The sequence below is a fragment of the Glycomyces rhizosphaerae genome (assembly GCF_042647865.1).
In the GTDB taxonomy this organism is placed as follows: Bacteria; Actinomycetota; Actinomycetes; order Mycobacteriales; family Micromonosporaceae; genus Glycomyces; species Glycomyces rhizosphaerae.
In genome coordinates, this window is record NZ_JBHRWO010000004.1 from 415,571 (window position 1) to 441,097 (window position 25,527).

A 25,527-nucleotide genomic window follows, 5' to 3' on the forward strand; every position below is an offset into this window, starting at 1 on the left:
GTCCGGGGATGGATTCCACGAACCCGGACAATCTCGACGGCTTCGGAGCCGCATGGGTGACGATCAACGTCGTCGTTGTCGTCGCAGTGGTCGTCGCGCTGGTCTACGGGGTGCTCGTCGTGATGGCCGCCCTCGGCCTGACCTCGTTCTCGGTGTTCGAGCGCTTCCGCAAGAAGCGGCCCGAGGAACCCGAAGAGGGCGGCATCGATGACCTCTTCTGACTGGCTCTCCGCGCTGGCGCTGATCGCGGTGTTCGCGCTCATGATCGAGTCGGTGCGGCAGCTGCGCCGCCGCTGGGTGCTCGTCAAGGTCGAAGGCGTCTCGATGGAACCGGCGCTACGCGAGGGCCAGGAAGTGCTGGCCAAGCGCACGCGCCGGATCGCCGCAGGCGACATCGTGGTGGTGGCCGCGCCCGACTCCCAGCTCGGCTGGGCCGACCTGAAACGCGCCAAAGCCCCGTGGTGGGTGAAACGCATCGCAGCCGGACCGGGCGAGCCCATGCCGGGCTCGGGCGAACCCGTCCCGCCCGGGCACTACTTCCTGCTCTCCGACAACCCGGCGGGGGAGGACTCCCGCCGCCACGGGCCGTGCCCTGCGAACCTGATCGTCGGTTCAGTGATCCGCTCGTTCTGACCGCGCTCACCTGCGCGGACCTTAGGGAGTCCTAAGTTCCGGGCGATTCTTCCCGCGATTCGGGACGTGGCAGACTTGATCCATGCCAGCGCTACGTTCACGCACTTCCACTCACGGCCGCCAGATGGCGGGCGCTCGCGCGCTCTGGCGCGCAACGGGCATGACCGACTCCGATTTCGGCAAGCCGATCGTGGCCATCGCCAACTCCTACACGCAGTTCGTGCCCGGGCACGTGCACCTCAAGAACATGGGCGACATCGTCGCCGAGGCCATCGCCGAGGCCGGGGGCGTGTCCAAGGAGTTCCACACGATCGCCGTCGACGACGGCATCGCCATGGGCCACCAGGGCATGCTCTACTCGCTGCCCAGCCGCGAGATCATCGCCGACTCCGTCGAGTACATGGTCAACGCGCACTGCGCCGACGCCCTCGTGTGCATCTCCAACTGCGACAAGATCACTCCCGGCATGCTCATGGCCGCGCTGCGCCTGAACATCCCGGTCGTCTTCGTCTCCGGCGGCCCGATGGAGGCCGGCAAGACCGTCGACAAGGACGGCATCGTCGTCCAGAAGCTCGACCTCGTCGACCCGATGGTCGCGGCCGCGAACGACGACGTCTCGGACGCCAAGCTCCGCCAGATGGAACTCGACGCGTGTCCGACCTGCGGTTCCTGTTCGGGCATGTTCACCGCGAACTCCATGAACTGCCTCACCGAGGCCATGGGCCTGTCCCTCCCGGGCAACGGCTCGACCCTCGCCACGCACACGGCCCGCCGGGCCCTGTTCGAGGAGGCCGGGCGCACGGTCATGGACCTGGCCCGCCGCTACTACGACGAGGACGACGAGTCGGCCCTGCCGCGCAACATCGCCACCCGCGAGGCCTTCGAGAACGCGATGGCGCTCGACGTCGCCATGGGCGGCTCCACGAACACGATCCTGCACCTCCTGGCCGCGGCCCGCGAGGCCGAGCTGGACTTCAACGTGGCCGACATCGACGCGATCTCGCGCCGCGTCCCGTGCCTGTCGAAGGTCGCGCCGAACTCGCCGAAGTACCACATGGAAGACGTGCACCGCGCCGGCGGCATCCCCGCGATCCTCGGCGAGATGTACCGCGGCGGCCTGCTCAACGACGGCGTCAGCACGATCCACTCGTCCTCGATGGCGGAATGGCTCGGCAAGTGGGACATCCGCGCCGAATCGCCTGCGCCCGAAGCGATCGAGCTCTACCATGCCGCGCCCGGCAACGTCCGGACCACGCAGGCGTTCTCGACCTCGAACCGCTGGAAGACCCTCGACACCGACGCCGAGGACGGCTGCATCCGCTCGGTCGAGCACGCCTACACCAAGGACGGCGGCCTGGCCGTGCTGTTCGGCAACCTCGCGGTCGACGGCTCCGTCGTCAAGGTCGCGGGCGTGCCCGAGGAGAACTGGACCTTCACCGGCCCGGCCCACGTCTTCGAGTCGCAGGACGACGCGGTGCAGGGCATCCTCGACAAGTCCGTGGTCGAAGGCGAGGTCGTCGTCATCCGCTACGAGGGCCCCAAGGGCGGCCCCGGCATGCAGGAGATGCTGTACCCGACCTCGTTCCTCAAGGGCCGCGGCCTGGGCCGCAAGTGCGCGCTCATCACCGACGGCCGCTTCTCGGGCGGCACCTCCGGCCTGTCGATCGGGCACGTGAGCCCCGAGGCCGCCGGCGAGGGCCTGATCGCCCTGGTCGAGGACGGCGACATCATCGAGATCGACATCCCCGGCCGCAGGCTGGAGCTGAAGGTCGACGACGCCGTGCTCGCCGAACGCCGTGTGGCCCAGGAGAAGCGCGAGCATCCTTACACGCCGGTCGACCGCGACCGCGTGGTCTCCCGCGCCCTCCAGGCGTACGCCGCGATGGCCACTCCGGCCAGCGACGGCGCGGTCCGCAAGGTCAACTAAGCACTAGGCCACAGGCGGCGGGGTTCCCACATCGGGAACCCCGCCGTTGGCGCGTTCCGGGCACAATGAACCCCGCCCACGATCCCTCACCCCCCCGGAGCGCCCGCCATGAGCGACAGCTACTCGTCAAACGACAACTCCTCTTACAGCGAGTACTGGTCCTCCAGTGACGTCCTTCCCACCTGGTACTGGACCGAAGCCGGCCGCGAGCGCGCCCAAGAGCAGGCCATCGAGCAGCAGCGCGCGCGGACCCGCCGGCTCGAACGGGAGCGCCGAGCCGCAGAGGCCGAACTCGCCGAGCGGATCTCCTCGACCGCCTCCCTCATGAACTCGCGGCTCGACACGGTCATCCAGTGGACCGAGCTGCGGTTCCAGCAGCTCGAATTCGACGAATACCAGGCGCGCAAGGAGATCCGCAATACCGTGCGGGCCCTCGCCGAAGGCCGTGATCCCGTCCTGCACGGCTTCGACGACGTGCCCGGGTACTGGCTCCCGCCCGCCGCGGCCGCAGTGCTGCCGCTCGTGCTCCGCGACAGGGTCCCGCAGCAGCGGACCGCCGGGAACTCGTTCGCCGACCTCAAGACGGGCCTCGAGGCCGCGCGCGAACGCGACGCGGTCCGCGCCGAACTGTTCAGCCTCGCGGTCGGCCGCTGCTTCGACCAGCCCGCGTTCATCGACGCGGCCGTGCTGCGGCTCCTCACCGAGCCCTCCGACCTCGGTGTGGCCGAACCGGGCCAGGTCGCCGCGGGTTGGCGGACCCTGTGGGAACAGGCCGCGCTCGGCGCCTTCGGCCCCAGTGCCGAAGCGCAGATCGCCTCGCTGCTGCGCGAACGCTTCGACGCCCAGTCGCTCGACGAGGCGGCGCTCGCCTCCTGGGACACCGCGATCGCGGACTTCGGCGCGACCGAAGCCCGCCGACTCACCCCGGCCGAGGCCTACGAGGCGCTGGCCGCCCACTTCGCCGCAGAGCCCGATGCGCCCGCGCTGCCGGCTGACGAAGCGAGCCTCAGCGCGTCCGCCTACGGCGAGGTTTCGGCACCCAGCGGCCCTGCCCCCGACGCCGCCTGGCGCTCCTACCTCCAAGAACTCATCGAGGAACCGAGCCCCGCCGAACTCCCGCTCGTGCTCCGGATGGCCGAGTTCAACCCGCTTCCCGAAAGGCGCGAAGGCGACCGCCGCTCCTGGACCGCACCGGCCGGGACCGTCGCCGACCTCGTGCGCCGCGACCTCTTCGACCCCGAGACGCCCGTACCGCTGCGCCGCCTCGCCCTCGACCTCGCCGCGCCGGTCCTCCGCTCGCGTCTCGACCACCGCGAAGCCTCGCTCGGCACCACCGAGAAGGTCACGGTCAACGTGCGCCGTCGCGGCGAGACCATCGGCGTCACCCGCGACGGCCACGACCCGGAGCAGTTCGCGGCCGTCGAACGCCGCATCGACGCGGCCTTCGCCGCCGTCGCGCCCTCGACGGCGGTCACCGCCTCCTTCGTCGCGGGCATCGGCGCGTTCGCCGTGCTCATGCTCGTCCTCGGCCAGTGGTTCCTCGCGGCCCTGTGCGCCGCCGCCGCCGTCATCCCGCTCTGGAAGCACCGCACCGACGCCGCCAAGGCCGCCCAGCAGAACGTCCGCCGCGACGACCAGCTCGCCGACGTCCGCGCGGCACTCCTCAAGGCCCGCAAAGACGCCGAACTCGAAGAACGCACCGAGACCGAACGCGACATCGCCACCCGCCAAGCCCTCAAACGACTCCGGTCCGCGCTGCCCGCCGAACCGAGACCGAACGTCCTGAGTGAGTCCCGATAGGTCGTCGCCTCAGTCGCCCCACGCGGCACATCCGGAGGGCCCGATACCGATCGGTACGGCCATGCGGCATCCTGTTAAGCACGAGGCTTCCAACGATTGGGTCAGTGGATGGCGCCAACCCCCCGCCGGATCCGGCAGCGACTGTCTTGGATCGCGGCCGCCGCCGTGTGGTGCTCAGTCCTGACGGCGGCCATCGTCGTGGGCGCGCATTCGGCGTTCCCGCGCATCGACCCCGCCAGCGCAGCCGCCCTCGGCAGCTTCGGCGCAGCGAGTGCCGGCCTGCTCATGTGGCGCGCGGCCGGCCGCATCAAGCAGGGCCGCCGCGTCACCTACCAGCTCATGGCCGCCGGCATACAAGTCTCCGCCGCCGGCATCGCCGCCGCCTGCTGGGCCCCCGGCGGCGCGGGCACCATAATCGCCGGCATCGGCTCTTCCACCGCCATCGTCCTCTGGTCCCTCGCGCTCCTGCGCCTCCCCGACAACGGCTGGGACCCGCAAGCGGTCCAGCGCCGCCTCGTCGACGGCGCGTTCGTCGGCCTCTGCGCCCTGTTCGCCCTCTGGCTCCTCGCCGCCCGACCGCTCTTCCAGGCGTACCGCGGTCACCTCGACGACGGCGACCTCGCCATCGTCATCCCCGCCATGATGGGCGTCGTGATGCTCGGCGTCGGCTTCACCACCACCTTCCGCATCCAGCGCTGGCGCCGCCGCCACGCCTTCGCGTACGTCGCCGTCTTCGCCGTGCAGCTCACCGCCACCGCCACCTACACCACCTGGCAGTGGGACCGCCCCGACGTGCGCATCCTCTGGTGGTCCGTCGCCTGGGTCGCCACCTGCGCCGCGCTCCTCGGCGTCACCTACCTGGCCCGCACCCAGAAGCCCGCCCCGATCGACAAACCGAACTACCCCGGCGTCCACTACACCGTCATGGGCGGCGCCGCCGGGCTCGCCGCCGCAGCCGTGCTCTTCAACGGCGCCAACGCCGGAGCACTCCCCCTCGACGCCGCGCTCCTCGCCCTCGCCGCCGCCGGAGCCCTCGCCGCACGCCTCGTCCTCACCTACTTCGACGTCCGCCGCGTCACCGGCGAAGCCGCCGCCCGCCAGCGCAAACTCTCCGCGATCGTCGGCGTCGCCTCCGACACCGTGCTCGTCCTCGAACCCGACCTCACCGTCACCTGGCTCCCCGAGGACTCGGCCTGGCGGCCCGCCACCGACTCCGGCGGCTGCGTCGGCGCGTCCTTCCTCGAACTCGTCCACATCGACGACCGCCGCGGCGCCGAAGAAGACCTGCGCACCCTCCTCGACGGCATCAGCCACACCCGGCAGGTCTCCCTGAACATCCGCGTCCGCGACTCCGCGCGGCGCTGGCGCCACACCGAGACCGTCGTGACCGACCTCCGCGGCAAACCCCAAGTACGGGGCCTGGTCGCCCGCGTAGAGGACGTGGGCGCGCGCCGCAGCCTGGAGACCGAACTCGCGCGCATGGCCTACACGGACCCGCTCACGGGCCTGGCGAACCGTCGTGCGCTCCTCCAGAGCCTGGAGGACGGCGTCAGCCACCAAGACCACGAGACCGCCCTGCTGCTGCTCGACCTCGACGGATTCAAGAACGTCAACGACACCCGCGGCCACGACTTCGGCGACGAACTCCTCGTCGAAGTCTCCCGCCGCATCAAGGAACTCCTGCGCCCCACCGACGTCGGCGCCCGCCTCGGCGGGGACGAATTCGCGATCCTCCTGCGCGCCAGCTGGTCCGAAGCGGTCGCCACCGCGAAGGCCCTCGTCGCGCGCCTCGGCGAACCCTACGAGTTCCACGACGAGTCCACGGTCTTCACCACCGGCTCGGTCGGCATCGCCACCGCCTCCGAAGGCCTCGGCGACCCCGAGATCCTGCTGCGCAACGCCGACCTCGCCCTGCGCGCCGCCAAGCAGGCCGGGAAGAACCGCCACGCGACCTACGACGCCGAATTCGACCGCAAAGTGCGCCGCCGGAACGAACTCACCCAGGAGCTGCGCGGCGCCATCAAACGCGACGAGCTCCGCCTGGTCTTCCAGCCCGTGTTCTCCACCGCCGACCGCACCATCGTCGGCGCCGAAGCCCTCATGCGCTGGCACCACCCCCGCCTCGGCCACGTCAGCCCCGGCGAGTTCATCCCCGCCGCCACCGAATCGGGCCTCACCCAGGACCTCGCGGTCTGGACCGTCAACCGCGCCGCCGAACAGCTCGCCACCTGGGCCGCCGCCGGGATCAAAGCCTGGATCTCCGTCAACGTCTCGGTCAAGGAACTCCACACGCACCTGTTCGCCACCGAGGTCAACACCGCGCTCATCGCCGCGGGCGTCCCGGCCCGCCGCCTCGTGCTCGAAGTGACCGAGCACGACTTCTCCCACCAGATGAACACCCTCATCGCCCAGCTCGGGGCACTGCGGGGCGCGGGCGTGCGGATCGCCTTGGACGACTTCGGATCCGGGTACTCCTCGCTCGGCCAGCTCGAACGCCTCCCAGTCGACATCATCAAGATCGACCGCGACCTCATCGCGAAGGACGACGGCGGCGTCGGCGCCCTCGCCGCCGTCACCGTCGAGCTCGGCCGCATCCTCGGCATGGAGGTCATCGCCGAAGGCGTCGAGACCGACACGCAGCTGAACGCCATGATCGCCGCCGAAGCGCCGCTCGTGCAGGGCTACCTGCTCGCCAAGCCGATGGACCCCGAGGACCTGACGCGCTGGCTCACCGAGGAGCCGCGGGCCCTCCCGCCCTCGCCCCGGCCGCCGATCGACGGCGCCATCGTCGCGGCGGAGGTGGACGATCCCGGCGACACGCCGAACGACGTCCCGAAGTCTGAGAAAAGTTGACTCACGGGCCGGAATCAGGCATCCTGGGGAGCGTGCCGAAGCAGAACTACGACCAGAGCATCGCGACCGCGCCCGCCGCGCGGCCGCTCGTCGTAGTACTTATCTAGCGCACCGTCGTTCTCCGACGGTGCGCTCGCCCCGTGCGTCTTAGCACGCGGGCGATTTTTTCTGCCCGGGGAACGACGCCACATGTCGAACCAGCCACATCTCCCTATTGGACGAAGGACATGAGCACACCAGTGAAGGCACCGAAGCCAGGGCCGCAGGCTGCCAAAGCTCAGCCCGCCAGGCCTAAGGCTCCCAGGCCGGCTCCTCCGATCGGCGCTTCCGCCGCCGCCCCCGTCCTCACCGGCGCGCAGGCCGTCGTCCGCGCGCTCGAGGAACTCGAGGTCGAGGCCGTCTTCGGCATCCCGGGCGGCGCGATCCTCCCCGCCTACGACCCCCTCCTGGACTCCGAGCAGGTGCGCCACGTCCTCGTCCGCCACGAACAGGGCGCCGGCCACGCCGCCCAGGGCTACGCGCTCGCCACCGGCAAGGTCGGCGTGTGCATGGCCACTTCCGGTCCCGGCGCGACCAACCTGGTGACCCCGCTGGCCGACGCGCACATGGACTCCGTCCCGATCGTGGCCATCACCGGCCAGGTCGCCTCCTCCGCGATCGGCACCGACGCGTTCCAGGAAGCCGACATCTGCGGCATCACGATGCCGATCACCAAGCACTCCTACCTGATCACCGACGCGGCCGACATCCCGCGCGTGATGGCCGAGGCCTTCTACGTGGCCGCTTCGGGCCGCCCCGGTCCGGTCCTGGTCGACATCCCCAAGGACATTCTGAACGCCAAGGCGCCCTTCGTGTGGCCGCCCAAGATGGACCTGCCGGGCTACCGCCCCACGACGCAGCCGCACGGCAAGCAGATCCGCGAGGCCGCCGCGCTCATCGCCGAGGCCAAGAAGCCCGTGCTGTACGTCGGCGGCGGCGTCATCAAGTCCGGCGCGCACGCCGAACTGCTGGAGCTCGCCGAGCTCACGGGCGCTCCCGTCGTGACGACCCTGATGGCGCGCGGCGCCTTCCCCGACTCGCACCCGCAGCACCTGGGCATGCCCGGGATGCACGGCACCGTGCCGGCCGTCCACGCGCTCCAGAAGGCCGACCTCCTCGTCGCCCTGGGCGCCCGCTTCGACGACCGCGTCACCGGCAAGCTCGCCTCGTTCGCGCCCGAAGCCAAGATCGTGCACGTCGACATCGACCCGGCCGAGATCGGCAAGAACCGCGAAGCGGACGTGCCGATCGTGGGCGACTGCAAGGCCGCCATCGCCGCGATGATCGAGGCCTATGAGGACGGCGAGCCCGAGCGCCTGAAGACCTGGTGGGAGACCCTCGACGATCTGCGCGGGCGCTACCCGCTGGGCTACGCCGACATCGACGACGGCCTGACCTCGCCGCAGTACGTGATCGAGCGCCTCGGCGTCCTCGCGCCCGAGGACACGATCTGGACGACCGGCGTCGGCCAGCACCAGATGTGGGCCAGCCAGTTCGTCAAGTACGAGAAGCCCGGCACGTTCCTCAACTCGGGCGGCCTGGGCACCATGGGCTTCGCCGTCCCGGCGGCCATGGGCGCCAAGCTGGGCCAGATGGGCCGCACCGTGTGGGCCATCGACGGCGACGGCTGCTTCCAGATGACCAACCAGGAGCTGGCGACCTGCGCGATCGAGGGCATCCCGATCAAGGTCGCGGTCATCAACAACGGCAACCTGGGCATGGTCCGCCAGTGGCAGACGCTGTTCTACGACAAGCGCTACTCGCAGACGAACCTGTCGACGCACCACTCCGACGCCTCGCCGCGCGTCCCCGACTTCGTGAAGCTCGCCGAAGCCCTCGGCTGCGTCGGCCTGCGCGCCGACACGGTCGACGAGGTGGACGCGGTCATCGAGCAGGCCAACGCGATCAACGACCGCCCGGTCGTGGTCGACTTCACCGTCGGGCCCGACGCCATGGTCTGGCCGATGGTCCCGGCCGGCGTCTCGAACGACGAGATCCTCTACGCGCGCGACGTGCGCCCGAACTTCGACGACGAGGGGCAGATCTGATGAGCGTCCACACTCTTTCCGTCCTCGTCGAGAACAAGCCGGGCGTCCTCGCCCGTGTCGCCGCCCTGTTCTCCAGGCGCGGCTTCAACATCGACTCCCTCGCCGTCGGCGAGACCGAGCACCCCGGCGTCAGCCGCATCACCATCGTGGTGGACGTCGAGGCGGGTTCGCTGGAGCAGGTCACCAAGCAGCTCAACAAGCTCATCCACGTCCTGAAGATCGTGGAACTGGAAGCGGGCTCCTCCGTGCAGCGTGAACTGCTGCTGGTGAAGGTCCGCGCCGACGCCGCCACCCGCGGCCAGGTGATCGCCGCCGCCGAGCTGTTCAAGGCCCGCTCGGTCGACGTCACACCCGACACGGTCACCTTCGAGGTCACCGGGAACTCCGACAAGATCGAGGCGTTCCTGGAAGTCCTGGAGCCGTTCGGGATCAAGGAGCTCGTCCAGTCGGGGACGGTCGCGCTCGGGCGCGGCGCCAAGTCGATGGCGTCGCTGTCGCGCTATGTCTCACCGAATAGTTAAGTTAAGGAAGAAGCAACGCATGTCCGCTGAAGTGTTCTACGACGACGACGCCGACCTGGCCCTGATCCAGGGCAAGAAGGTCGCCGTCCTCGGCTACGGCTCGCAGGGCCACGCCCACTCGCTGAGCCTCCGCGACTCGGGCGTCGACGTGGCCGTCGGCCTGCAGGAGGGCTCGAAGTCGCGCCCGAAGGCCGAGGAGGCGGGCCTGAAGGTGCTCACCCCGGCCGCCGCAGCCGAGTGGGCCGACGTCATCATGATCCTCGTTCCGGACACCGTGCAGGCCAAGCTGTACGCCGACGAGATCGCCCCGAACCTGTCCGCCGGGAACAGCCTGTTCTTCGGCCACGGCTTCAACATCCGCTACGACCTGATCCAGGCCCCGGCGGACGTCAACGTCGCCATGGTCGCCCCGAAGGGCCCGGGCCACATGGTCCGCCGCCAGTTCGTGGACGGCAAGGGCGTCCCCGCGCTCGTCGCGGTGGAGCAGGACCCGTCGGGCGACACCCAGGCCGTCGCCCTCTCCTACGCGAAGGCGATCGGCGGCACCCGTGCGGGCGTCCTGAAGACCACCTTCAAGGAGGAGACCGAGACCGACCTGTTCGGCGAGCAGGCCGTGCTGTGCGGCGGCGCCGCCGAGCTCATCAAGGCCGGCTTCGAGACCCTGGTCGAGGCGGGCTACGCCCCCGAGGCCGCGTACTTCGAGTGCCTGCACGAGCTCAAGCTCATCGTGGACATGATCTACGAGGGCGGCATCGCCAACATGTGGTACTCCGTCTCCGACACCGCCGAGTACGGCGGCCTGACCCGCGGACCGCGCGTCGTCAACGCCGACACCAAGGCCGAGATGAAGCGCATCCTCACCGAGATCCAGGACGGCACCTTCGCCAAGGAATGGGTCGCGGAGTCCGAGAAGCGCGAGAACTACAAGAAGCTCCAGCAGGAGCAGGCCGATCACCAGATCGAGGAGACCGGCAAGAAGATGCGCGACCTCATGCCGTGGGTTCAGCGAGAGATCACTGAGACCGCTTAAGGCGTGTAAGTGTTTTTAAAGGCCGGGAACTGCGAAGCGGTTCCCGGCCTTTGTCGTGCCCTGCGGCGCTGTTTCGATCGCGGTTCAGGCGGCAGCGACGAAGAGGTGTGAGGATGCTGCGGTCTCGTGGCGGCGGAGATGCCGAGTTGGGTCGCGGCCCAAGCGAACTGGGGCGGCGTGTTGATACTCCTCAATGGAATATTCACCCCATCGGGTGATGCGCCAGGAGCATTGCCGTGTCATGATTGATGTAGTACAAGAAGAGGAAAACAGGACGATAGTTCGATAACACCGAGGAGGTGAGATCCAGTGGCCCGATGCAACACCACCACTCTCGAAGCCCGTGACGAGCAGCGCGGGCACGCCATCGCCACTCGGATGCTCCTCGATGACACCGCAGCGGTGATCAACGCCCACAACGCGACGGCACTGCGGATCGTGATGGACGCCTTCGACGCCAACGTCCACCGTGACGTGGACGGGTTCTCGGCCCAGCGGGACTGGCTGCTCTCCCACTTCGACTTCCCGTTTCAGACCGCCGGGAACATCGCCTCGATCGCCAAGCTCGCCAAGAAGTTCAGTGTCCTGTCCGAGGCGGCCCTGTCGGGCAGTGCGCGGATCGACCAGGTCGCCTACGCCATGAACCAGTTGAACCGGACCACGGCAGCGGCCCTCTTCGCCCGCACTCCCTTCAGGGCACCGGCGACTTCCCCCTTCGATGCCGACATCCTCTGCGCGACCCCTGAAGCCCTGGTGGCCGAGTATGCCGCCCATGCTTCCTTCAAGATGCTGAAGCGGCACTTGGAAGAGCTCCACGCGAATCTCGCCGAGGACGCCGAACTCCTCGACTCACTCGGTGAAGAGTCCCTGCAGCGCCTGGAACTGACCGAGGACTGCAACGGCGGCATGTGGACCCTCTCAGGAGTCCTGTCCTCCACTACGGGCATGCTGCTCGACAAGTACTTGAAGACCGCCGTTCCCCCGCCCCGCCAAGACGAGGTCGACGCCTACGGTGTGCTCCCTCCCCAGGCGACTCGCAACGCTGAAGCCCTCCACCAGTTGCTCGCGGGCTACGGGTCTTCCCCGCAGGCAGCGACCCGTCACGGGCACACCGCCACCCTGGACTTGACGGTCGATATCGAGACGTTGCAGGGCAAGGACACCGGCCGCCTCCCGCTGCTGGAAGGCGACCCGATCTCGGTTCCCAGGGCGCGCCTGCTCGCTTGTGAAGGCGTGGTGATCCCCTCGGTGTTCAACTACGCCACAGGCGAAGCAGTCGAACTCGGCCGGGCACTGCGCCTGCCGAACACGGCCCTGCGGCGGAAGCTGGAGCTTGAGCAGCCAGGAGGTTGCGCCTGGTCCGGGTGTGGGCGCCCGGTCGCCTGGACCGAAGCCCACCACATCCAGCACTGGGCCGACGGCGGCCCCACGGTCGCGGAGAACCTGATCCTGCTGTGCCGGTTCCACCACGGCCGCATCCACACCACCGGCTGGAGCGTGACGAAGACCGGCCCCGGTCAGGCGCTGATCGTCCACCACGAGGGCGGCTGCTCCCGCGGGGCTTCCAGGCCTTGCGGTCAGAGCGCTGACGGCCTCATCGACCCGACCACCCTTGCCGATGCCGCAGGCGAATGCGGGTGCTCTGACTGGCGCAGCGACGCCGACATGGAGACCATGTACCAGGGCGACGAGAAGGACCTCTTCTCCACTGGCTTGTTCCCCTTCGAATGGTCCGAGGCGATGACGCCCGACCTCGAATGGATCGCCGAACAGGTCGACGAGGCCCGTGATTACTTCGAACACGGCATCAACCGCCAAGGCTACCGATCAAAGGCCACCAGTCTCCTCTTCGAGGATGACGAAGCACCCAAGATCCGCGAAACCCCGGTCACCAGTCCGCCACCGATCCGCGGCGACAGGGAATCTTCAGAGGACTTGATCCCCTTCTTAGGCAGCCTGCCGGGGCGGCAATCCCGGCAGGGGAAGCAAGCAGCGCAGCACACCAAGGCCCAAATAGTAGGAGACAGGGCCGAACCACCTAACGCGCTCAGGCCTGGACCCATGCGGTCCGGGCCTTTCCCCTTGCCCGCCAAAGCGACTGAGAAGGCGCAGCGCCCCAGCGATCCAGAAGGCCGCGAAACCCGCCCCGCCCGTCTACTCACCCCTCGTCGCCGCCAGCTTTGACCGCGACCTTCACCAACCGGGCAGCCGCGAAGCCCGCCCGCCCCTCCACTCACCCCTCATCGCTGCCCGCCTTGACCGCGACCACCACCAACAAGCAAGCCGACGAAATCGACCCGACCCCAAGGCGCAGAAACAACGAGAGGCCGAGACCGTCATGGCCCCGGCCTCTCATCGCATATCGAATGCCTACTGGCGGTACTGCGCGGCGGCGACCTGGCGGGCTGCCGGGGTGAGGGCCGGGCCGACCTGGTTGATGAGGTTCGCCAGTTCGTGGCCCACCTGGCCAATGTCGCAGTGGAGCCCGGCGAGGGCGAGGAGGCTCGCGCCGCTGGAGACCGACATCGAGAACATGAAGCCGCCGTTCATCTCCGTCAGGTTGCTGATCACCGGGTCCGCCTGGAGCGAACGCGCGGCGCCGGCCAGCAGACTCGTCAGACCGGAGGCGATGGCCGACAGGCGCTCCGCCTCGTCGCGCGGCAGCGTGTTGTTCGACGCGATGAGCAGCCCGTCGGCCGCCACCGCGAGCACGTGCGTCACGTGCGGCACCCGGCCGACGAAGTCGTTGAGTAGGAAATCCAGTTGAGCGCTAGTGGTCATGGTCGATCCTCGGGTTATTTGTCATGTTGCGGTTGAGGCGTCCTACTGCCGGTGAGGCCGCGGGCGTACGCGGAGTACGTCGCCCCGATACTGCGCGGATTGCGTTCGATCGCCTTGCCCTCCTGGCCGGGGGAGGGCGCGATCGCGCCGGGCACCAGGTTCGACATCGGCCGCCGCTGCGGCAGACCGTTCGGCCCGGTCAACGGCACTGCCGACTCGGGCTGCGGCAGCGCCTGGCCCGCCCGCAAGGACGGGTCGGCGTGCACGACGGTCATGTCGAACTTGATCTCGGGGATCTCGGAGAGGAACGCCGTCGCGGCCGAGGAGAGGACCGGCAGGGGCCGCGTGTCCCCTTCGATCACCTTGGGACCGGACGGGCCCGCAGGCAGCGCACGCGGCGCGGCGGGAACAGGCCGCTGCACCTGGTTCGGCGGCACTTGATGCTGCTGTGCCGTGTTGCGCTGCACGGGAACCTGCATTGGAGCGGTGTTCTGGGCGAACAGCGGCGCGTTCTCGCGCTGGCGCGGCGCCGGCATCGGCACCGGGCGCGGCTGCTGCTGCGGCGGCGGCGCGGAGGCCATGATCGCCGCGGGCTTGGCCGGCGGCCGCTCGACCCGCGGCGGCGCGGTGAACGAGAGCAGCGAACCGGGGACCGCGACCTCGGCGACGACGCCGCCGCCGATCGAAGGCCGCAGCTCCACCTCGATGCCGTGCCGCCCGGCCAGGAAGCCCACCACCGTCAACCCCATGGCCTGCATGGCCTCCAGGTCGACCGGGGTGTCCCGGCGCAGGCGGTCGTTGAAGCGCTCCAGGCGTTCGGGCTCGATCCCGATGCCGTGGTCGCGCACCTGGATGATCACCTTGCCGGTGAGGACCCGCGCCGTGATCTCGGCCGCGGACTCCGAATACCGGGTCGCGTTGTCCATCAGCTCCGCGAGCAGCTGCACCACGTCGTCCACGACGTCGGCCTTGACCCAGGCGCCGTCGTCGGCCGCGGCCTCGATGCGGGTGTAGTACTCGATGCGGCTCTGCGCCGCCTGCAGCACCTCGTCCAACGAAGCGTCCGTGGTGCGCACCTTCGCCGCCGACGAACCGCCCAGCACGAGCAGGGAGTCGTTCGCGCGACCGATCAGCGAGGCCAGGTGGTCGAGCCGGAACAGCCGCTGCAGACGCTCGGGGTCCTGCTCGTTGCGTTCGGCCTCATCGAGTTCGGCGGTGAGCCGGCCCGTCAGGGAGTGGCCGCGCCGGGCCAGGCGCACGAAGATCGCGCCGACGTGGAAGCGCAGCAGCGCCTGCTGCGCCGAGACGCGGATCGCCTCGCGGTGCACGATGTTGAACGCCTCGCCGACCTCGCTCAGCTCGTCCTCGCCCTGCACCTGCAGCGGCGGGGTCGTGCGCGCCGCATACTCGAACGGGCTCAGCCCGCCCAGGCCCTGCTGCTGGTCGACTCGCTTGACCGCCTGCGGCAGGTCCACCATCGCGATGTGCCGGGCCGAGCCCGACAGGTCCCGCAGACCGCGCGTGACCGAACGCCCGATGCCGTACGCGATGAGGACCGCGAGCGCCAGGGCCACAACGGCGATGGCGCCCTCGATCGCCAAGCGCTGGAGCGCCGCGGTGCTGACCGCGTCCGCCCGCGACGTCGCCTCGTCCAACGACTCGCCGACCAGCGCGACCGTGGCCACATGCCGGGCGTCGTACGCGGGCATGAGCGCGACGTGGTTCACCGTCTGGATGTCGTCCGAACGCGAACCGGCGACCTCCGACTCGAACGCGTTCGCCGGGCGCGCCTCGGCGTCGCCGATGCCGCCGACCTTGAACACCGCGGAGTCGGGGTCGGTCTGCGCCATGATCCGGCGGTACTCGTTCAGCGACTCCTCGCGCGCCGCGGCCAACCGCATGAACATGCGGTGCTTCGACGCCAGCGGCTTGCCGTCCTCAGAGGACAGGATCAGGAGGCGCAGCTGCTCGGAGTACTCGTCGATGCCCGCGAGGAGGCTCGCGGTGCGCACGACCCGGGTCAGTTCCGCGGTGCCCGCCTGGTCCACGGCGTGGTCGAGCACCGCCGACAATCGCGAGACCACCGAGTTGTACACGGTCAGGTGCACCGCTTCGACCGACCCGTCCAAGACCGCCTCCCGCGCCGTCGCCAACCGCTCCAGCGGCGCGTCGGCCCGGTCCAGCAGCGACGCCGACTCGTCGTCCAGCGAGAGATCGCCGCGCGTCGCCGCCAGCGCCTCCAATGCGGACCCGGTCGCCGCCTTGTGATCCTCGAACGCGACCAGCAGGGACTCCGCGTCCGTGAGCCCGGTGTCCCCCAAGTACACCAGCATCGCCGCGTCCGTCCGCTCGGCCTGGATCGCGGCGATCACGTCGCTCACGTCCCGGGCCAGCTCGACCGCGTCCGCGGTGGCCCCGATGTTCCGGGCCTCCTGCGCCGACTCGACCAGTCGCAGCACGACCATCCCGGCGAGGGTGAGGGCCGGGACGAGCAGCATGATCGTCAGCTTGGTCCGGATCCTGACGCGCGACCACATCCGGCGGCGCGGCTTGGGCCGCTTCGCGTCCGCTGGTTCGACGGCTGGCTCATCGTTCATTTCAGGGGTTCCTTCATTGGGCGTGCGCTATTCGACGCCCAGATAGGCTTTCACGACTCGGGGGTCTTTCAGCAGGTGGGCGGCGGGGCCGCTGTGCGCGATCGCCCCGGTCTCCAGGACGTGCCCGGTGTCGGCCGCGCGCAGCGCCCGGCGGGCGTTCTGCTCGACCAGGACCACGGTGACGCCGGAGGCGCGGATCCGCTCGATGACGGCGAAGACCTCGTCGACCATCTTGGGGGCCAACCCCATCGACGGCTCGTCCAAGAGGACGACCCGCGGCCTGGCGATCATCGCGCGTGCGATCGCCAGCATCTGCTGCTCGCCGCCCGACAGCGCGCTGGCGGGGAGGGCCCGCCGTTCGGCGAGGACGGGGAACAGTTCGTACATCTCGGATTCGGGGGCGGCCTGGCGGCGGCGCCGGTGGGCGCCGAGGCGCAGGTTCTCGGCGACGGTGAGGGTGCCGAGGATCTGGCGGCCTTCGGGGACGAGGACGAGTCCGGCGCCGACCCGCTTGTGCGCGGGCCAGCGCGTGATGTCCTTGCCTTCGAGGCGGATCCGGCCCGAGCCGGGCCGGACGAGGCCGGAGACGGCGGCGAGCACGGAGCTCTTGCCGGCGCCGTTGGCGCCGACGAGGGCGATGAGGCCGCCTTCGGGGACGGAGAAGGAGACGTCGCGGACGGCCTGCACGCGCCCGTAGGCGACGTGGACCGATTCGACCTCGAGGATCGGGTTTTCCTTGGCTTGCTCAGACATGTTCGACCTCACCGTCTTCGATGTCTTCGGTGCCGAGGTAGGCCTCGACGACCGCCGGGTCCGCGGCGACTTCGCTCGGTTCGCCTTCGGCGATGACCTCGCCGAAGTTGAGGACGACGAGCCGGGTGCAGGCTTCGAGGACCATCTTCACGTTGTGCTCGATGAACAGGACCGTGATGCCGTCTTCGGCGAGGCTGCGGATGAGCCCGGCGAGTTCGGCGGCCTCGACGTGGTTCATGCCCGCGGCGGGTTCGTCGAGGATGAGCAGGGTCGGGTGGGAGGCGAGCGCGCGGGCGATCTCGAGCCGCCGCTGGTCCCCGTAGGACAGGGCGCCGGGCCGCAGGTTCGCGCGGTCGGCGAGGCCGACGCGTTCGAGTTGCGCCCAGGCCAGGGCGAGCGCGCGGCGCTCGTCGCGGCGGGCCGAGGGGAGCCACAGGAGCCGGCGCAGGTAGGTCGACTTGCTGACGGCGTGGGTGCCGACGAGGACGTTGTCGAGGACGGTGAGGCGGTCGAACAGCTTGGAGTGCTGGAAGGTCCGGCTCACGCCGGCCTGCGCGAAGCGGTGCGCGCCGCCGGTCGCGCCGAGTCTGACGCCGAGGACTTCGCCTTCGCCCGAGGTCGGTGCTTCGAGTCCGCTGATCATGTTGACCAGTGTGGTCTTGCCGGCGCCGTTGGGGCCGATGACGCCGAGGACTTCTCCGGAGCGGATCTCGAGGTCGACCCCGCGCACGGCCTGGACCGCGCCGTAGGCCTTGCCGATCCCGTGCAACTTGGCGATCTCGGTGCCCTTGTCGGGCAGGGGATCGAGCCCGTCGAGCGGGGCGTAGTCCGGGTCGGGTGCGGCGGGTACGCGGCGGAACCGGCTGAAGATGGTGGACAGTCCGCCGGGCAGGAACAGGATCACGGCCAGCAGGAGCACGCCGGTGACGAGCGGGTGGATCCATCCGGCTTCGAGGCCGACCGCGTCCTGGATCTCGGGGACGGCGGTGAGGAAGCCCGAGCCGAGGATCGGCCCGAAGAACACGAGGTAGCCGCCGAGGACGGCGGTGATGAGGCCGTCGACGGTGAGTCCGAAGTCGAAGGTCGCGGGGGTGATGCGGCCGTAGAAGTACGCGAACATGACCCCGTAGACGCCCGCGATCGCGCCGGAGGCGGTGAAGGAGAGCATCCTGGTGCGGACCACGTTGACGCCCATGGAGCTCGCGGCGAGTTCGTCTTCGCGCACGGCGGCGAAGGCGCGGCCGGTCCGGGAGGGACCGAGCCGCCAGAACAGGTAGGCCAGGACCGCGACGACGATCCACGCGAAGTCGAACGTCACCCATTTCTCGACGCGGAGGCCGAGGGCGCCGTTGGTCCATTCGGCGTTGTTCATGAACACGCGGACCATCTCGCTGAAGGCGATGGTGCCGATGGCGAGGAAGACCCCGCGCAGGCGCAGCACGGGCATCCCGACGAGGAACGCGGCGGCCGCGCCGACCGCCGCGCCCACGGGAAGGCCGATGATGACGGGGGAGAGCGAGCCGAACAGCGGCTCGGTCGGGACCACGAGGGTGGCGACATACGCTGCGAGCGAGGCGAATCCGGCTTGGCCGAGGCTGAGCTGCCCGGCCATGAGGACCACGTGGAACGAGTAGGCCAGGATCGCGCCGAGTGCGATCGTGGTGATGAGCGTTTCGTATCCGGCGAACATCAGACCTCCCTGACCTTGACGTGGCCGAAGAGGCCGCGCGGGCGCAGCACGAGCACCGCGAAGAGCAGCGCGAAGGCGACCAGGCTCTTCCAGGTGGAGTCGAACAGGTGGATCGTGAGGGCCTCGGCGAGGCCCAGGATCACCCCGGCGGCCATGGCGCCCCAGAGGGATCCGAGGCCGCCGAGGATGATGACGGCGAAGCCGATGAGCTCGATCGAGGCGCCGAGCTCGCGTCCGGCCTGGCCGAGGTTGAGCGCCAGCAGGGCCCCGGCGATGGTGCCGAGGCCGGAGGACAGCGCGTAGGTCCCGGCGGTGACGCGGCCGACGTTGACGCCGACCACGGTTGCCGCCGTGGGGTTCTCGGCCACGGCCCGCATGGCCCGTCCCAGCGGTGTCGCTGAGACGAGCCATGCGAGTCCGAGCATGAGGACCAGGGCCAGGCCCAGAGTCACCAGTTGCGTGAGGGTCACGCGGATCCCGGCGAACTCGAACAGTTGGTTGGGGAAGTACTCCTGCGGGAAGCTCTGCGGTTCGGTGCCGTACCGCGCTTGGAGGAGCGCGATGACGACGCCGCCGAGGGCGACCGAGGAGATGAGCCCCGCGAAGTGCTCGTCGTCCCGACCGCGGAGCGGCCGGAACGCGATGCGCTCCACCAGGACCCCGGCGAGGGCCCCGAACGCGGCGACGACCGGGAACAGGATCCACACCGGGATCTCGGTCCGCGTCGCGACTTCGATGCCGATGAACGCGCCGGCGGTGAAGATCGCGGGGTGGGCGAGGTTCAGGTGCCGGAGGATCCCGAACACGAGGGTGAACCCGATCGCGAAGAGCGCGTAGATCGAGCCTGCGAACACGCCGTTCGCCAACTGCTGTGCCATCTCTGGATTCCCTGTACGGAGGTTGGGACGAGGGCTACCGGGGGCCGGTACTGCTTAAAGGAGGGTGAAGGCGCCGTCGCGGACGATCTGGACGACCGGGGTCTGGGTGACCTCGCCGCCCTCGTCGATCGAGATCGGGCCGAGGACGGAATCGTATTCGAGGATCTGGCCGAGGTTGTCCTTGATCGACTCGCGGTTCGCGTCGCAGTCGGCGCGGATCGCCTGGTCGATAAGGTAAGCGCCGGTGTAGGCCTGGGCGGCGAACTGGTCGGGCGCGCGGTCGTACTTCGCGTTGTAGGCCGCGATGAACTCGGCGTTGCCGGTGGTCTCGGAGGCCGCGCTCCAGGCACCGCCGACGATGAGGCCTTCGGCGGCGTCGCCGAGGGCGCCGATGAGGACGGGGGAGTTGAAGGCGTTGCCGCCGACGATCGGGGCGGTGATGCCCAGGTCGCGGGCCTGCTTGACCAGGGGCACCGTGGCCTTGGGCAGGGCCGAGAGGATGACGGCGTCCACATCCTCTTCCAGGACCTTGCCGAGCTGGGCCGCGAAGTCGGTGTCGTCGGTTCCGAAGCTCTCGTCGACGGCGATCTCGATGCCTTCTTCGCCCAGCTCGTCGGTGATGGTGCGGTAAGCGGAGACGGTGAACTCGTCGGCGCTGTCGTGCAGGACGGCGACCTTCTTCATGTCCAGGGTCTCTTTGGCGGCCGGGATGCTGGCGGCCAGAGCGGAGACCTCGGGGAGCGAGGCGCGGAAGATGTAGTCGCCGATCTCGGGGATGCCTTCGGCGGTGGTGGAGACGCCGAGCGCGGGGACGCCGGCGCTCTGTGCGTCGGTGTAGGTCGAGAAGGCCATGTTGGAGAGGGTGGGGCCGATGATGGCGCTCACCTGGTCGCGGTTGATGAGCTTCTCGAACGCGACGGTGGAGCCTTCGACGGTGGAGCCGTCGTCCTCGAGGACCAGTTCGTACTCGATGCCCTCGGCGGCGTTGAGCTCTTCGATGGCGAGCTCCAGACCCTCTTTCTGGTACTCACCGGCGAACGCGGCGGCCTCGGTGAGGCTGAAGACGGCCCCGAGCTTGACGGTCTCGTCGATCTTGCATTCCTCGCCCGCGCCGGAGCCGGAGAGCGCGCTGTCGGCGGTGGTGTCGGCACCGCTTTCGGAGACGCACGCGGCGGTCGCGAGCAGGGCGGCTACGGCCAAGGCCGCGCCGGAGGAGGTTTTGAGGCGCATGTGCTTCCCTGAGTGATGAGGCAGGTGGGGCTACTGGTGGGGTGCGCCGGCGTCCGATCGTGGACGCAGCGGCACGGTGGTCACCTTATAAGGACGATCAGTGAGGCACAAGAGCGGCCAAGAATAAGTTTCCGCAAATAGCTCGCATTGCGGGAAACATTGAGCGCGAACGCATCTCATTCAGTGAAATGTTGCGGTCCTCGTCCCGACGAACTGTGCACTGTGGGCGATGAGGAGGTCGCAGCGGGTCGGTTTCCCGGTCCCCGGGATGCTGGTCGTGGACGGCCGCATTCCACTCGTCCGACGTGGACCAGGCAATTTACCGGAAAGTCACCCAAGTTCCGCATACTGATTGTGCCTCACGATGTTCAGCGCGTGAACACGCCCTCCTTCGCCGCGGCCACGGCCGCCCGCGCGGCCCGGTCGGCGGTGCCCTGGTTGATTTCGTCGCCGCTGACCAGCAGTCGGTAGTACAGCGGCGCCGACACGGCGCGAATCACGTCGGCCGGGTCGGTCCCCTCCGGGATCTCGCCGCGCTCCACGGCCTCCGTGACGCACGGCGCCCACTCCTCGGTCCGCACGCGGTAGAACCGGTGCAGCGCGGCGGCCGTCTGCCGGTCGCAGCTCGCGGCGGTGACGAGTGCCCGGAACAGCGGCCCTTGCCGCTGATCGTTCAATGTGGACTGCACTAGGCGTGCCTGGGCGGTGAGGTCGCCCAAGAGCGAGCCGGTTATCGCGCGCGGCAGTGAATCGGCGGCCATTTCGCCGAGCAGATCGGCGACGAGTCCGGGCACGGTGCCCCAGCGCCGGTACACCGTCGTCTTGCCGACGCCGGCGCGGCGCGCGATCTCGGCCAGATCGAGCCGGTCGAAGCCGTCCTCGGCGAGGGCGTCTCCGGCCGCGCGGAGCACGGCCTCGCGCACCTTCGCGGTGCGGCCGCCGGGGCGGACGGTGCCGGGCTCGGGACGCTCGTCACTCATAACGGGACTCCAGTTGCGTTAAGGGTGTTCCGTGGGTTAGCTTAGTCGAAGTTCTTAACGGAACTATAGAACCTTTAGAAGGGAACCGTCATGGAATACCGCAGGCTCGGCGCTTCAGGCCTCCACGTCCCCGCCCTCAGCTTCGGCGCGGGCACCTTCGGCGGGCGCGGCCCGCTCTTCTCCGCCTGGGGCGACACCGACACCGATCAGGCCCGCCGCATGGTCGACATGGCCCTCGACGCGGGCGTCACCATGTTCGACTCGGCCGACGTCTACTCCGACGGCGAATCCGAGCGCGTCCTCGGCCAGGCCCTCAAGGGCCGCAGGGGCAAAGCCCTCATCTCCACCAAGGCGGGCCTCCCGATGGGGGCGGGGCCGCAGGACGCCGGCACCGGCCGCGCCCGGCTCATCGCCTCCGTCGAAGCCGCGCTCAAGCGCCTCGACACCGACTACATCGACCTCTTCCAGCTGCACGCCTTCGACGCCGGGACCCCTGTCGAGGAGACCGTCGCGGCCCTCGACGACCTCGTCCGCGCGGGCAAGCTCCGCTACATCGGCGTCTCGAACTTCGCGGGCTGGCAGCTCATGAAGTCCCTCGCCGCCGCCGACGCGCACGGCTGGACCCGCTATGCGGCCCATCAGGTCTACTACTCCCTCGTCGGCCGCGACTACGAATGGGAGCTCATGCCGCTCGCCCATGACCAGGGCGTCGGCGCGGTCGTCTGGAGCCCCCTCGGCTGGGGCCGCCTCACCGGCAAGATCCGCCGCGGCCGGCCGCTGCCCGAAGGCAGCCGCCTCCACGAGACCGCCCAGTGGGGCCCGCCGGTCTCCGACGAGCTTCTCTACGGCGTGGTCGACGTCCTCGACGAACTCAGCCAGGAGACCGGCCGGACCATCCCCCAGATCGCCCTCAACTGGCTCCTGCGCCGCCCCACCGTCGCCTCCGTGATCATCGGCGCGCGCAACGAAAAGCAGCTCGAGGACAACCTCGGCGCGGTCGGCTGGGAACTCACCGCCGAGCAGGTGGCCCGCCTCGACAAGGCCAGCGCCAGGACCGCGCCGTACCCCTACTACCCCTACGAGGGTCAGGAAGGATTCGCACGGCTGAACCCGCCCCTCGTCCCCTCGGGCAGGTGAAGCGGCTTGGCTGCTCTGGCAACTGAACGGGAGAGCCCGGAGTCGATCGGCGGCTCCGGGCTCTGCCGGACTTGGGAGCTTGCGCCTTGTTTTGGGGGCTTACGCCGAGAAGTCGAACTCGCCGGTCGGATCAATGCCAGGTTCGACCGGGCAGCGACAACGAGGTGGGGACCTCCTCAGCCGGTATTCCGGCTTGAGGGTTGGTTGTGGTCGGGGCTCAGGCGGGCAGCGACAGAAGGGTGATTGGGAGGGTGGCGTGGGTTGTGCGGCCGCCAGGCAGCGCGGGGGGTCGGGGCGCTGGGCGTCGGGTCGGTTGTGGGCGCTGGCCGACACGCCCGACCCCGGGGGACAGTGCCGTTGACCTGCAGGAACATCGATGATTCACCCGATTGGGTGATGACAGTCGACCCCTGCCCGATCTATGCTTGATACAGCACAAACAAGCGAAATCAACCGGATAGTTCGAGGAGGTGTCAGATGGCCACTACGTCCCCCACTCAGGATCGCCGTTCCCAGGCCCAGGCCATCCGCTCCACCCTCGACCACGCCGCCGAGGCGATCAACTCCCACCACGCCCAGGTCCTGGCCGCGGTGATCGAGATGAAGGCCTCTGGGCTGCATCGCTCGGAGTTCGGGTTCTCCGCCCTGCGGGATCTGTTGTTGTCGCAGTTCGACTTCACGTTCAACACCGCAGGATCCATCGCCGCCATCGCCAGACTCTCCGGCAAGTTCCGTCTCCTCGCGGAAGCGGCGACGACAGGGAAGGCCCGGATCGACCAGGTCGCCTTCGCTGTCCGCCAGTTGGACAAGACCACCGCGATGCGCCTGTTCGCCCGCACCCCCTTCACGACACCAGTCCCCTCCCCCTTCGACGCTTCAGTCCAGTGCACGACACCGGAAGCCATGGTGGCCCAGTACTGCGCCCATGCCTCGTTCAAAGACCTGCAACGCCACCTCGACGAACTCTGGGCCTCCATCGCCGAAGAAACCGAACTGCTGGACGAGTTGGGTGCACAGTCCCTGCAGCGCCTCGAACTGATGCCGCAAGACAACGGCATGTGGAGCCTCTCCGCCGAACTCTCCGACACCACGGGCCGCCTGTTGGACAAGTACCTGCAGACCGCCTGCCCGCCACCCCGTCAAGAAGACCAAGACACCGACGGTCTCCTGCCCCCGCAAGAGCACCGGCACGCCGAAGCCCTCCACCAGCTCCTCGCCGGCTACGGTTCCTCCCCACAGGCAGCGACCCGCCACGGCCACACCGCCACCCTGGACTTGACGGTCGATATCGAGACGTTGCAGGGCAAGGACACCGGCCGCCTCCCGCTCTTGGAGGGCGAGCCGATCTCGGTTCCCAGGGCGCGCCTCCTGGCTTGCGAAGGCGTGGTGATCCCCTCGGTGTTCAACTACGCCACAGGCGAAGCAGTCGAACTCGGCCGGGCCCTGCGGCTGCCGAACACGGCCTTGCGGCGGAAGCTGGAGCTTGAGCAGCCAGGAGGTTGCGCCTGGTCCGGGTGCGGGCGCCCGGTCGCCTGGACCGAAGCCCACCACATCCAGCACTGGGCCGACGGCGGCCCCACGATCGCGGAGAACCTGATCCTGCTGTGCCGGTTCCACCACGGCCGCATCCACACCACCGGCTGGACCGTGACGAAGACCGGCCCCGGCCAAGCCGTCATCACCCACCACGACGGCCACCACATGACGAGCGCCCCCGGTGGGAACACCGGGTGCGGCTGCTCCGACTGGCGCACCGACCAGGACATGGACATTGAGCACCACGGCACCGACTGGGATGTGTTCCCCACCGGGCTGTACCGCTCGGAATGGTCCGAGGCCATGAAACCCGACCTGGATGCCCTGGCCGAGGCCATCGACCGGGACCGGGCCCTCAAGGCCATGAAGGCAGCGAGAGCGAAATGCCGAGCAAAGTTCACGACACCGAACCCGACGAGCCAGGCAAGTCAGGCAAGTCAGGCAAGTCAGGCAACACCATCACAGGTCACGCCGCCGATCGTCAAGGCCCCCAAGCCTTCCGAACCCAGCAAACCTCTGAAGGTGATGGCTGAGGCAACCGGTGAGGTCGACTACGGGGAACCACCGTTCTTACGCTGCCCTCAGCGGGCGACTGCTGAGGGGAAGCGCCGCAACACCAGCAGCGCAGCCCGACACCCATATGGGTTCGGGCCCCTCAGCATGCCCAGCCAACAAACCCACCGCGGCAAGACCCGCGCCGCATACCGCACAGAGCCGAAGACTAAGGCCAGCCCCGCACGCACCTCTTTGTCGCTGCCCGCCCGAGCCAGGGCCCAAACGGATCCGAAGGCCGACGTTCGGCCCCCGGGATCGAGAGGCCTCGTTGTCGCTGCCCGTCTGAAGCTGGACTGGACTCAGTCAGGTCGGGAAGCCGAGATTGCGGCTCCGGAGAAGCGAAACCTTTGTCGCTGCCCTGACTGTCCGCAAGTACCCGACGCATCGAAGCCGAAGACCAGGCCCGAGAGGATTCGGCCTCTTTGTCGCTGCCTGATCAAACCAGCGCCCATCCCGGATCGGAAGCCGAAGTCAGGCCTCACGATGAGCAGCCCTGGGTTGTCGTCGACTGCTTGAACCGGGACTTGATCAGACCCGAG

At 69.2% G+C, this 25,527-nt stretch carries 18 protein-coding genes; 11 read left to right on the forward strand and 7 right to left on the reverse strand.

The genetic code is table 11. The features are described 5' to 3' along the window. Nucleotides 1-8: 8 nt before the first annotated feature. The 9 genes from ACFO8M_RS02745 (at nucleotide 9) to ACFO8M_RS02785 (ending at nucleotide 13,035) form a co-directional block, all read left to right on the forward strand. Nucleotides 9-221 (forward strand): hypothetical protein, encoded by a 213-nt coding sequence (locus tag ACFO8M_RS02745; protein ID WP_387970138.1) that lies wholly within the window; start codon nucleotides 9-11, stop codon nucleotides 219-221. Continuing rightward, on the forward strand, nucleotides 208-633 hold the full coding sequence (locus ACFO8M_RS02750) for a S24/S26 family peptidase (RefSeq protein WP_387970140.1): 426 nt from the start codon (nucleotides 208-210) through the stop codon (nucleotides 631-633). The genes ACFO8M_RS02745 and ACFO8M_RS02750 overlap by 14 nt, the downstream gene beginning before the upstream one ends. An 82-nt stretch (nucleotides 634-715) precedes the next feature. Beyond that, nucleotides 716-2,560, forward strand: a complete 1,845-nt coding sequence (gene ilvD, locus ACFO8M_RS02755; RefSeq protein ID WP_387970143.1) for a dihydroxy-acid dehydratase — start codon at nucleotides 716-718, stop codon at nucleotides 2,558-2,560. 108 nt (nucleotides 2,561-2,668) lie between these two features. Next, nucleotides 2,669-4,360 carry a hypothetical protein gene (locus tag ACFO8M_RS02760; protein ID WP_387970146.1) on the forward strand — a complete coding sequence of 564 codons (1,692 nt, stop codon included), beginning with the start codon at nucleotides 2,669-2,671 and terminating at the stop codon, nucleotides 4,358-4,360. 108 nt (nucleotides 4,361-4,468) lie between these two features. Then, nucleotides 4,469-7,213 carry a putative bifunctional diguanylate cyclase/phosphodiesterase gene (locus tag ACFO8M_RS02765; protein WP_387970149.1) on the forward strand — a complete coding sequence of 915 codons (2,745 nt, stop codon included), beginning with the start codon at nucleotides 4,469-4,471 and terminating at the stop codon, nucleotides 7,211-7,213. A gap of 227 nt (nucleotides 7,214-7,440) precedes the next feature. Then, nucleotides 7,441-9,300, forward strand: coding sequence for an acetolactate synthase large subunit (locus ACFO8M_RS02770; protein ID WP_387970152.1), 1,860 nt, complete (start codon nucleotides 7,441-7,443; stop codon nucleotides 9,298-9,300). Next, on the forward strand, nucleotides 9,300-9,821 hold the full coding sequence (gene ilvN, locus ACFO8M_RS02775; protein ID WP_387970155.1) for an acetolactate synthase small subunit: 522 nt from the start codon (nucleotides 9,300-9,302) through the stop codon (nucleotides 9,819-9,821). The genes ACFO8M_RS02770 and ilvN overlap by 1 nt, the downstream gene beginning before the upstream one ends. Before the next feature lie 19 nt (nucleotides 9,822-9,840). After that, nucleotides 9,841-10,851 carry a ketol-acid reductoisomerase gene (gene ilvC / locus ACFO8M_RS02780; protein ID WP_387970157.1) on the forward strand — a complete coding sequence of 337 codons (1,011 nt, stop codon included), beginning with the start codon at nucleotides 9,841-9,843 and terminating at the stop codon, nucleotides 10,849-10,851. A 309-nt stretch (nucleotides 10,852-11,160) separates the two neighbouring features. Continuing rightward, nucleotides 11,161-13,035 carry an HNH endonuclease signature motif containing protein gene (locus ACFO8M_RS02785; RefSeq protein WP_387970160.1) on the forward strand — a complete coding sequence of 625 codons (1,875 nt, stop codon included), beginning with the start codon at nucleotides 11,161-11,163 and terminating at the stop codon, nucleotides 13,033-13,035. A 186-nt stretch (nucleotides 13,036-13,221) separates the two neighbouring features. On the opposite strand, the gene ACFO8M_RS02790 is transcribed toward ACFO8M_RS02785, so the two are convergent. The 7 genes from ACFO8M_RS02790 to ACFO8M_RS02820 form a co-directional block, all read right to left on the reverse strand. Further along, on the reverse strand, nucleotides 13,222-13,632 hold the full coding sequence (locus ACFO8M_RS02790) for a roadblock/LC7 domain-containing protein (RefSeq protein WP_387970163.1): 411 nt from the start codon (nucleotides 13,630-13,632) through the stop codon (nucleotides 13,222-13,224). Nucleotides 13,633-13,646: 14 nt separating this feature from the next. Beyond that, the gene (locus ACFO8M_RS02795; protein WP_387970165.1) at nucleotides 13,647-16,229 is read right to left on the reverse strand and encodes a sensor histidine kinase; all 2,583 of its coding nucleotides are present in this window, start codon (nucleotides 16,227-16,229) and stop codon (nucleotides 13,647-13,649) included. A gap of 27 nt (nucleotides 16,230-16,256) precedes the next feature. Next, a complete protein-coding gene (locus tag ACFO8M_RS02800) occupies nucleotides 16,257-16,982 on the reverse strand; it encodes an ABC transporter ATP-binding protein (RefSeq protein WP_387970168.1) in 726 nt (241 codons plus the stop codon). After that, the gene (locus ACFO8M_RS02805; RefSeq protein ID WP_387970171.1) at nucleotides 16,975-18,672 is read right to left on the reverse strand and encodes a branched-chain amino acid ABC transporter ATP-binding protein/permease; all 1,698 of its coding nucleotides are present in this window, start codon (nucleotides 18,670-18,672) and stop codon (nucleotides 16,975-16,977) included. Before ACFO8M_RS02805 ends, ACFO8M_RS02800 begins: the two co-directional genes overlap by 8 nt. Next, nucleotides 18,672-19,550: a branched-chain amino acid ABC transporter permease gene (locus ACFO8M_RS02810; protein ID WP_387970174.1), complete on the reverse strand. Its 879-nt coding sequence runs from the start codon at nucleotides 19,548-19,550 to the stop codon at nucleotides 18,672-18,674. The genes ACFO8M_RS02805 and ACFO8M_RS02810 overlap by 1 nt, the downstream gene beginning before the upstream one ends. Nucleotides 19,551-19,604: 54 nt before the next feature. Continuing rightward, nucleotides 19,605-20,780, reverse strand: coding sequence for an ABC transporter substrate-binding protein (locus ACFO8M_RS02815; protein ID WP_387970177.1), 1,176 nt, complete (start codon nucleotides 20,778-20,780; stop codon nucleotides 19,605-19,607). Nucleotides 20,781-21,148: 368 nt separating this feature from the next. Next, nucleotides 21,149-21,760, reverse strand: coding sequence for a TetR/AcrR family transcriptional regulator (locus ACFO8M_RS02820; RefSeq protein ID WP_387970180.1), 612 nt, complete (start codon nucleotides 21,758-21,760; stop codon nucleotides 21,149-21,151). Nucleotides 21,761-21,850: 90 nt separating this feature from the next. Here ACFO8M_RS02820 and ACFO8M_RS02825 point away from each other — a divergent pair, with 90 nt between their 5' ends. Together ACFO8M_RS02825 and ACFO8M_RS02830 are read left to right on the forward strand one after the other, a co-directional pair. Further along, nucleotides 21,851-22,897 carry an aldo/keto reductase gene (locus ACFO8M_RS02825; protein ID WP_387970183.1) on the forward strand — a complete coding sequence of 349 codons (1,047 nt, stop codon included), beginning with the start codon at nucleotides 21,851-21,853 and terminating at the stop codon, nucleotides 22,895-22,897. 477 nt (nucleotides 22,898-23,374) lie between these two features. Continuing rightward, a complete protein-coding gene (locus ACFO8M_RS02830; RefSeq protein ID WP_387970186.1) occupies nucleotides 23,375-25,504 on the forward strand; it encodes an HNH endonuclease signature motif containing protein in 2,130 nt (709 codons plus the stop codon). The last annotated feature ends 23 nt before the right edge of the window (nucleotides 25,505-25,527 follow it).

Bases quoted from the DNA above. Each gene is read 5' to 3' on its own strand.
- ACFO8M_RS02745 (WP_387970138.1), top strand. From the start codon at position 9: ATGGATTCCACGAACCCGGACAATCTCGACGGCTTCGGAGCCGCATGG.
- ACFO8M_RS02750 (WP_387970140.1), top strand. From the start codon at position 208: ATGACCTCTTCTGACTGGCTCTCCGCGCTGGCGCTGATCGCGGTGTTC.
- ilvD (WP_387970143.1), top strand. From the start codon at position 716: ATGCCAGCGCTACGTTCACGCACTTCCACTCACGGCCGCCAGATGGCG.
- ACFO8M_RS02760 (WP_387970146.1), top strand. From the start codon at position 2,669: ATGAGCGACAGCTACTCGTCAAACGACAACTCCTCTTACAGCGAGTAC.
- ACFO8M_RS02765 (WP_387970149.1), top strand. From the start codon at position 4,469: ATGGCGCCAACCCCCCGCCGGATCCGGCAGCGACTGTCTTGGATCGCG.
- ACFO8M_RS02770 (WP_387970152.1), top strand. From the start codon at position 7,441: ATGAGCACACCAGTGAAGGCACCGAAGCCAGGGCCGCAGGCTGCCAAA.
- ilvN (WP_387970155.1), top strand. From the start codon at position 9,300: ATGAGCGTCCACACTCTTTCCGTCCTCGTCGAGAACAAGCCGGGCGTC.
- ilvC (WP_387970157.1), top strand. From the start codon at position 9,841: ATGTCCGCTGAAGTGTTCTACGACGACGACGCCGACCTGGCCCTGATC.
- ACFO8M_RS02790 (WP_387970163.1), bottom strand. From the start codon at position 13,632: ATGACCACTAGCGCTCAACTGGATTTCCTACTCAACGACTTCGTCGGC.
- ACFO8M_RS02795 (WP_387970165.1), bottom strand. From the start codon at position 16,229: ATGAACGATGAGCCAGCCGTCGAACCAGCGGACGCGAAGCGGCCCAAG.
- ACFO8M_RS02800 (WP_387970168.1), bottom strand. From the start codon at position 16,982: ATGTCTGAGCAAGCCAAGGAAAACCCGATCCTCGAGGTCGAATCGGTC.
- ACFO8M_RS02805 (WP_387970171.1), bottom strand. From the start codon at position 18,672: ATGTTCGCCGGATACGAAACGCTCATCACCACGATCGCACTCGGCGCG.
- ACFO8M_RS02810 (WP_387970174.1), bottom strand. From the start codon at position 19,550: ATGGCACAGCAGTTGGCGAACGGCGTGTTCGCAGGCTCGATCTACGCG.
- ACFO8M_RS02815 (WP_387970177.1), bottom strand. From the start codon at position 20,780: ATGCGCCTCAAAACCTCCTCCGGCGCGGCCTTGGCCGTAGCCGCCCTG.
- ACFO8M_RS02820 (WP_387970180.1), bottom strand. From the start codon at position 21,760: ATGAGTGACGAGCGTCCCGAGCCCGGCACCGTCCGCCCCGGCGGCCGC.
- ACFO8M_RS02825 (WP_387970183.1), top strand. From the start codon at position 21,851: ATGGAATACCGCAGGCTCGGCGCTTCAGGCCTCCACGTCCCCGCCCTC.
- ACFO8M_RS02830 (WP_387970186.1), top strand. From the start codon at position 23,375: ATGGCCACTACGTCCCCCACTCAGGATCGCCGTTCCCAGGCCCAGGCC.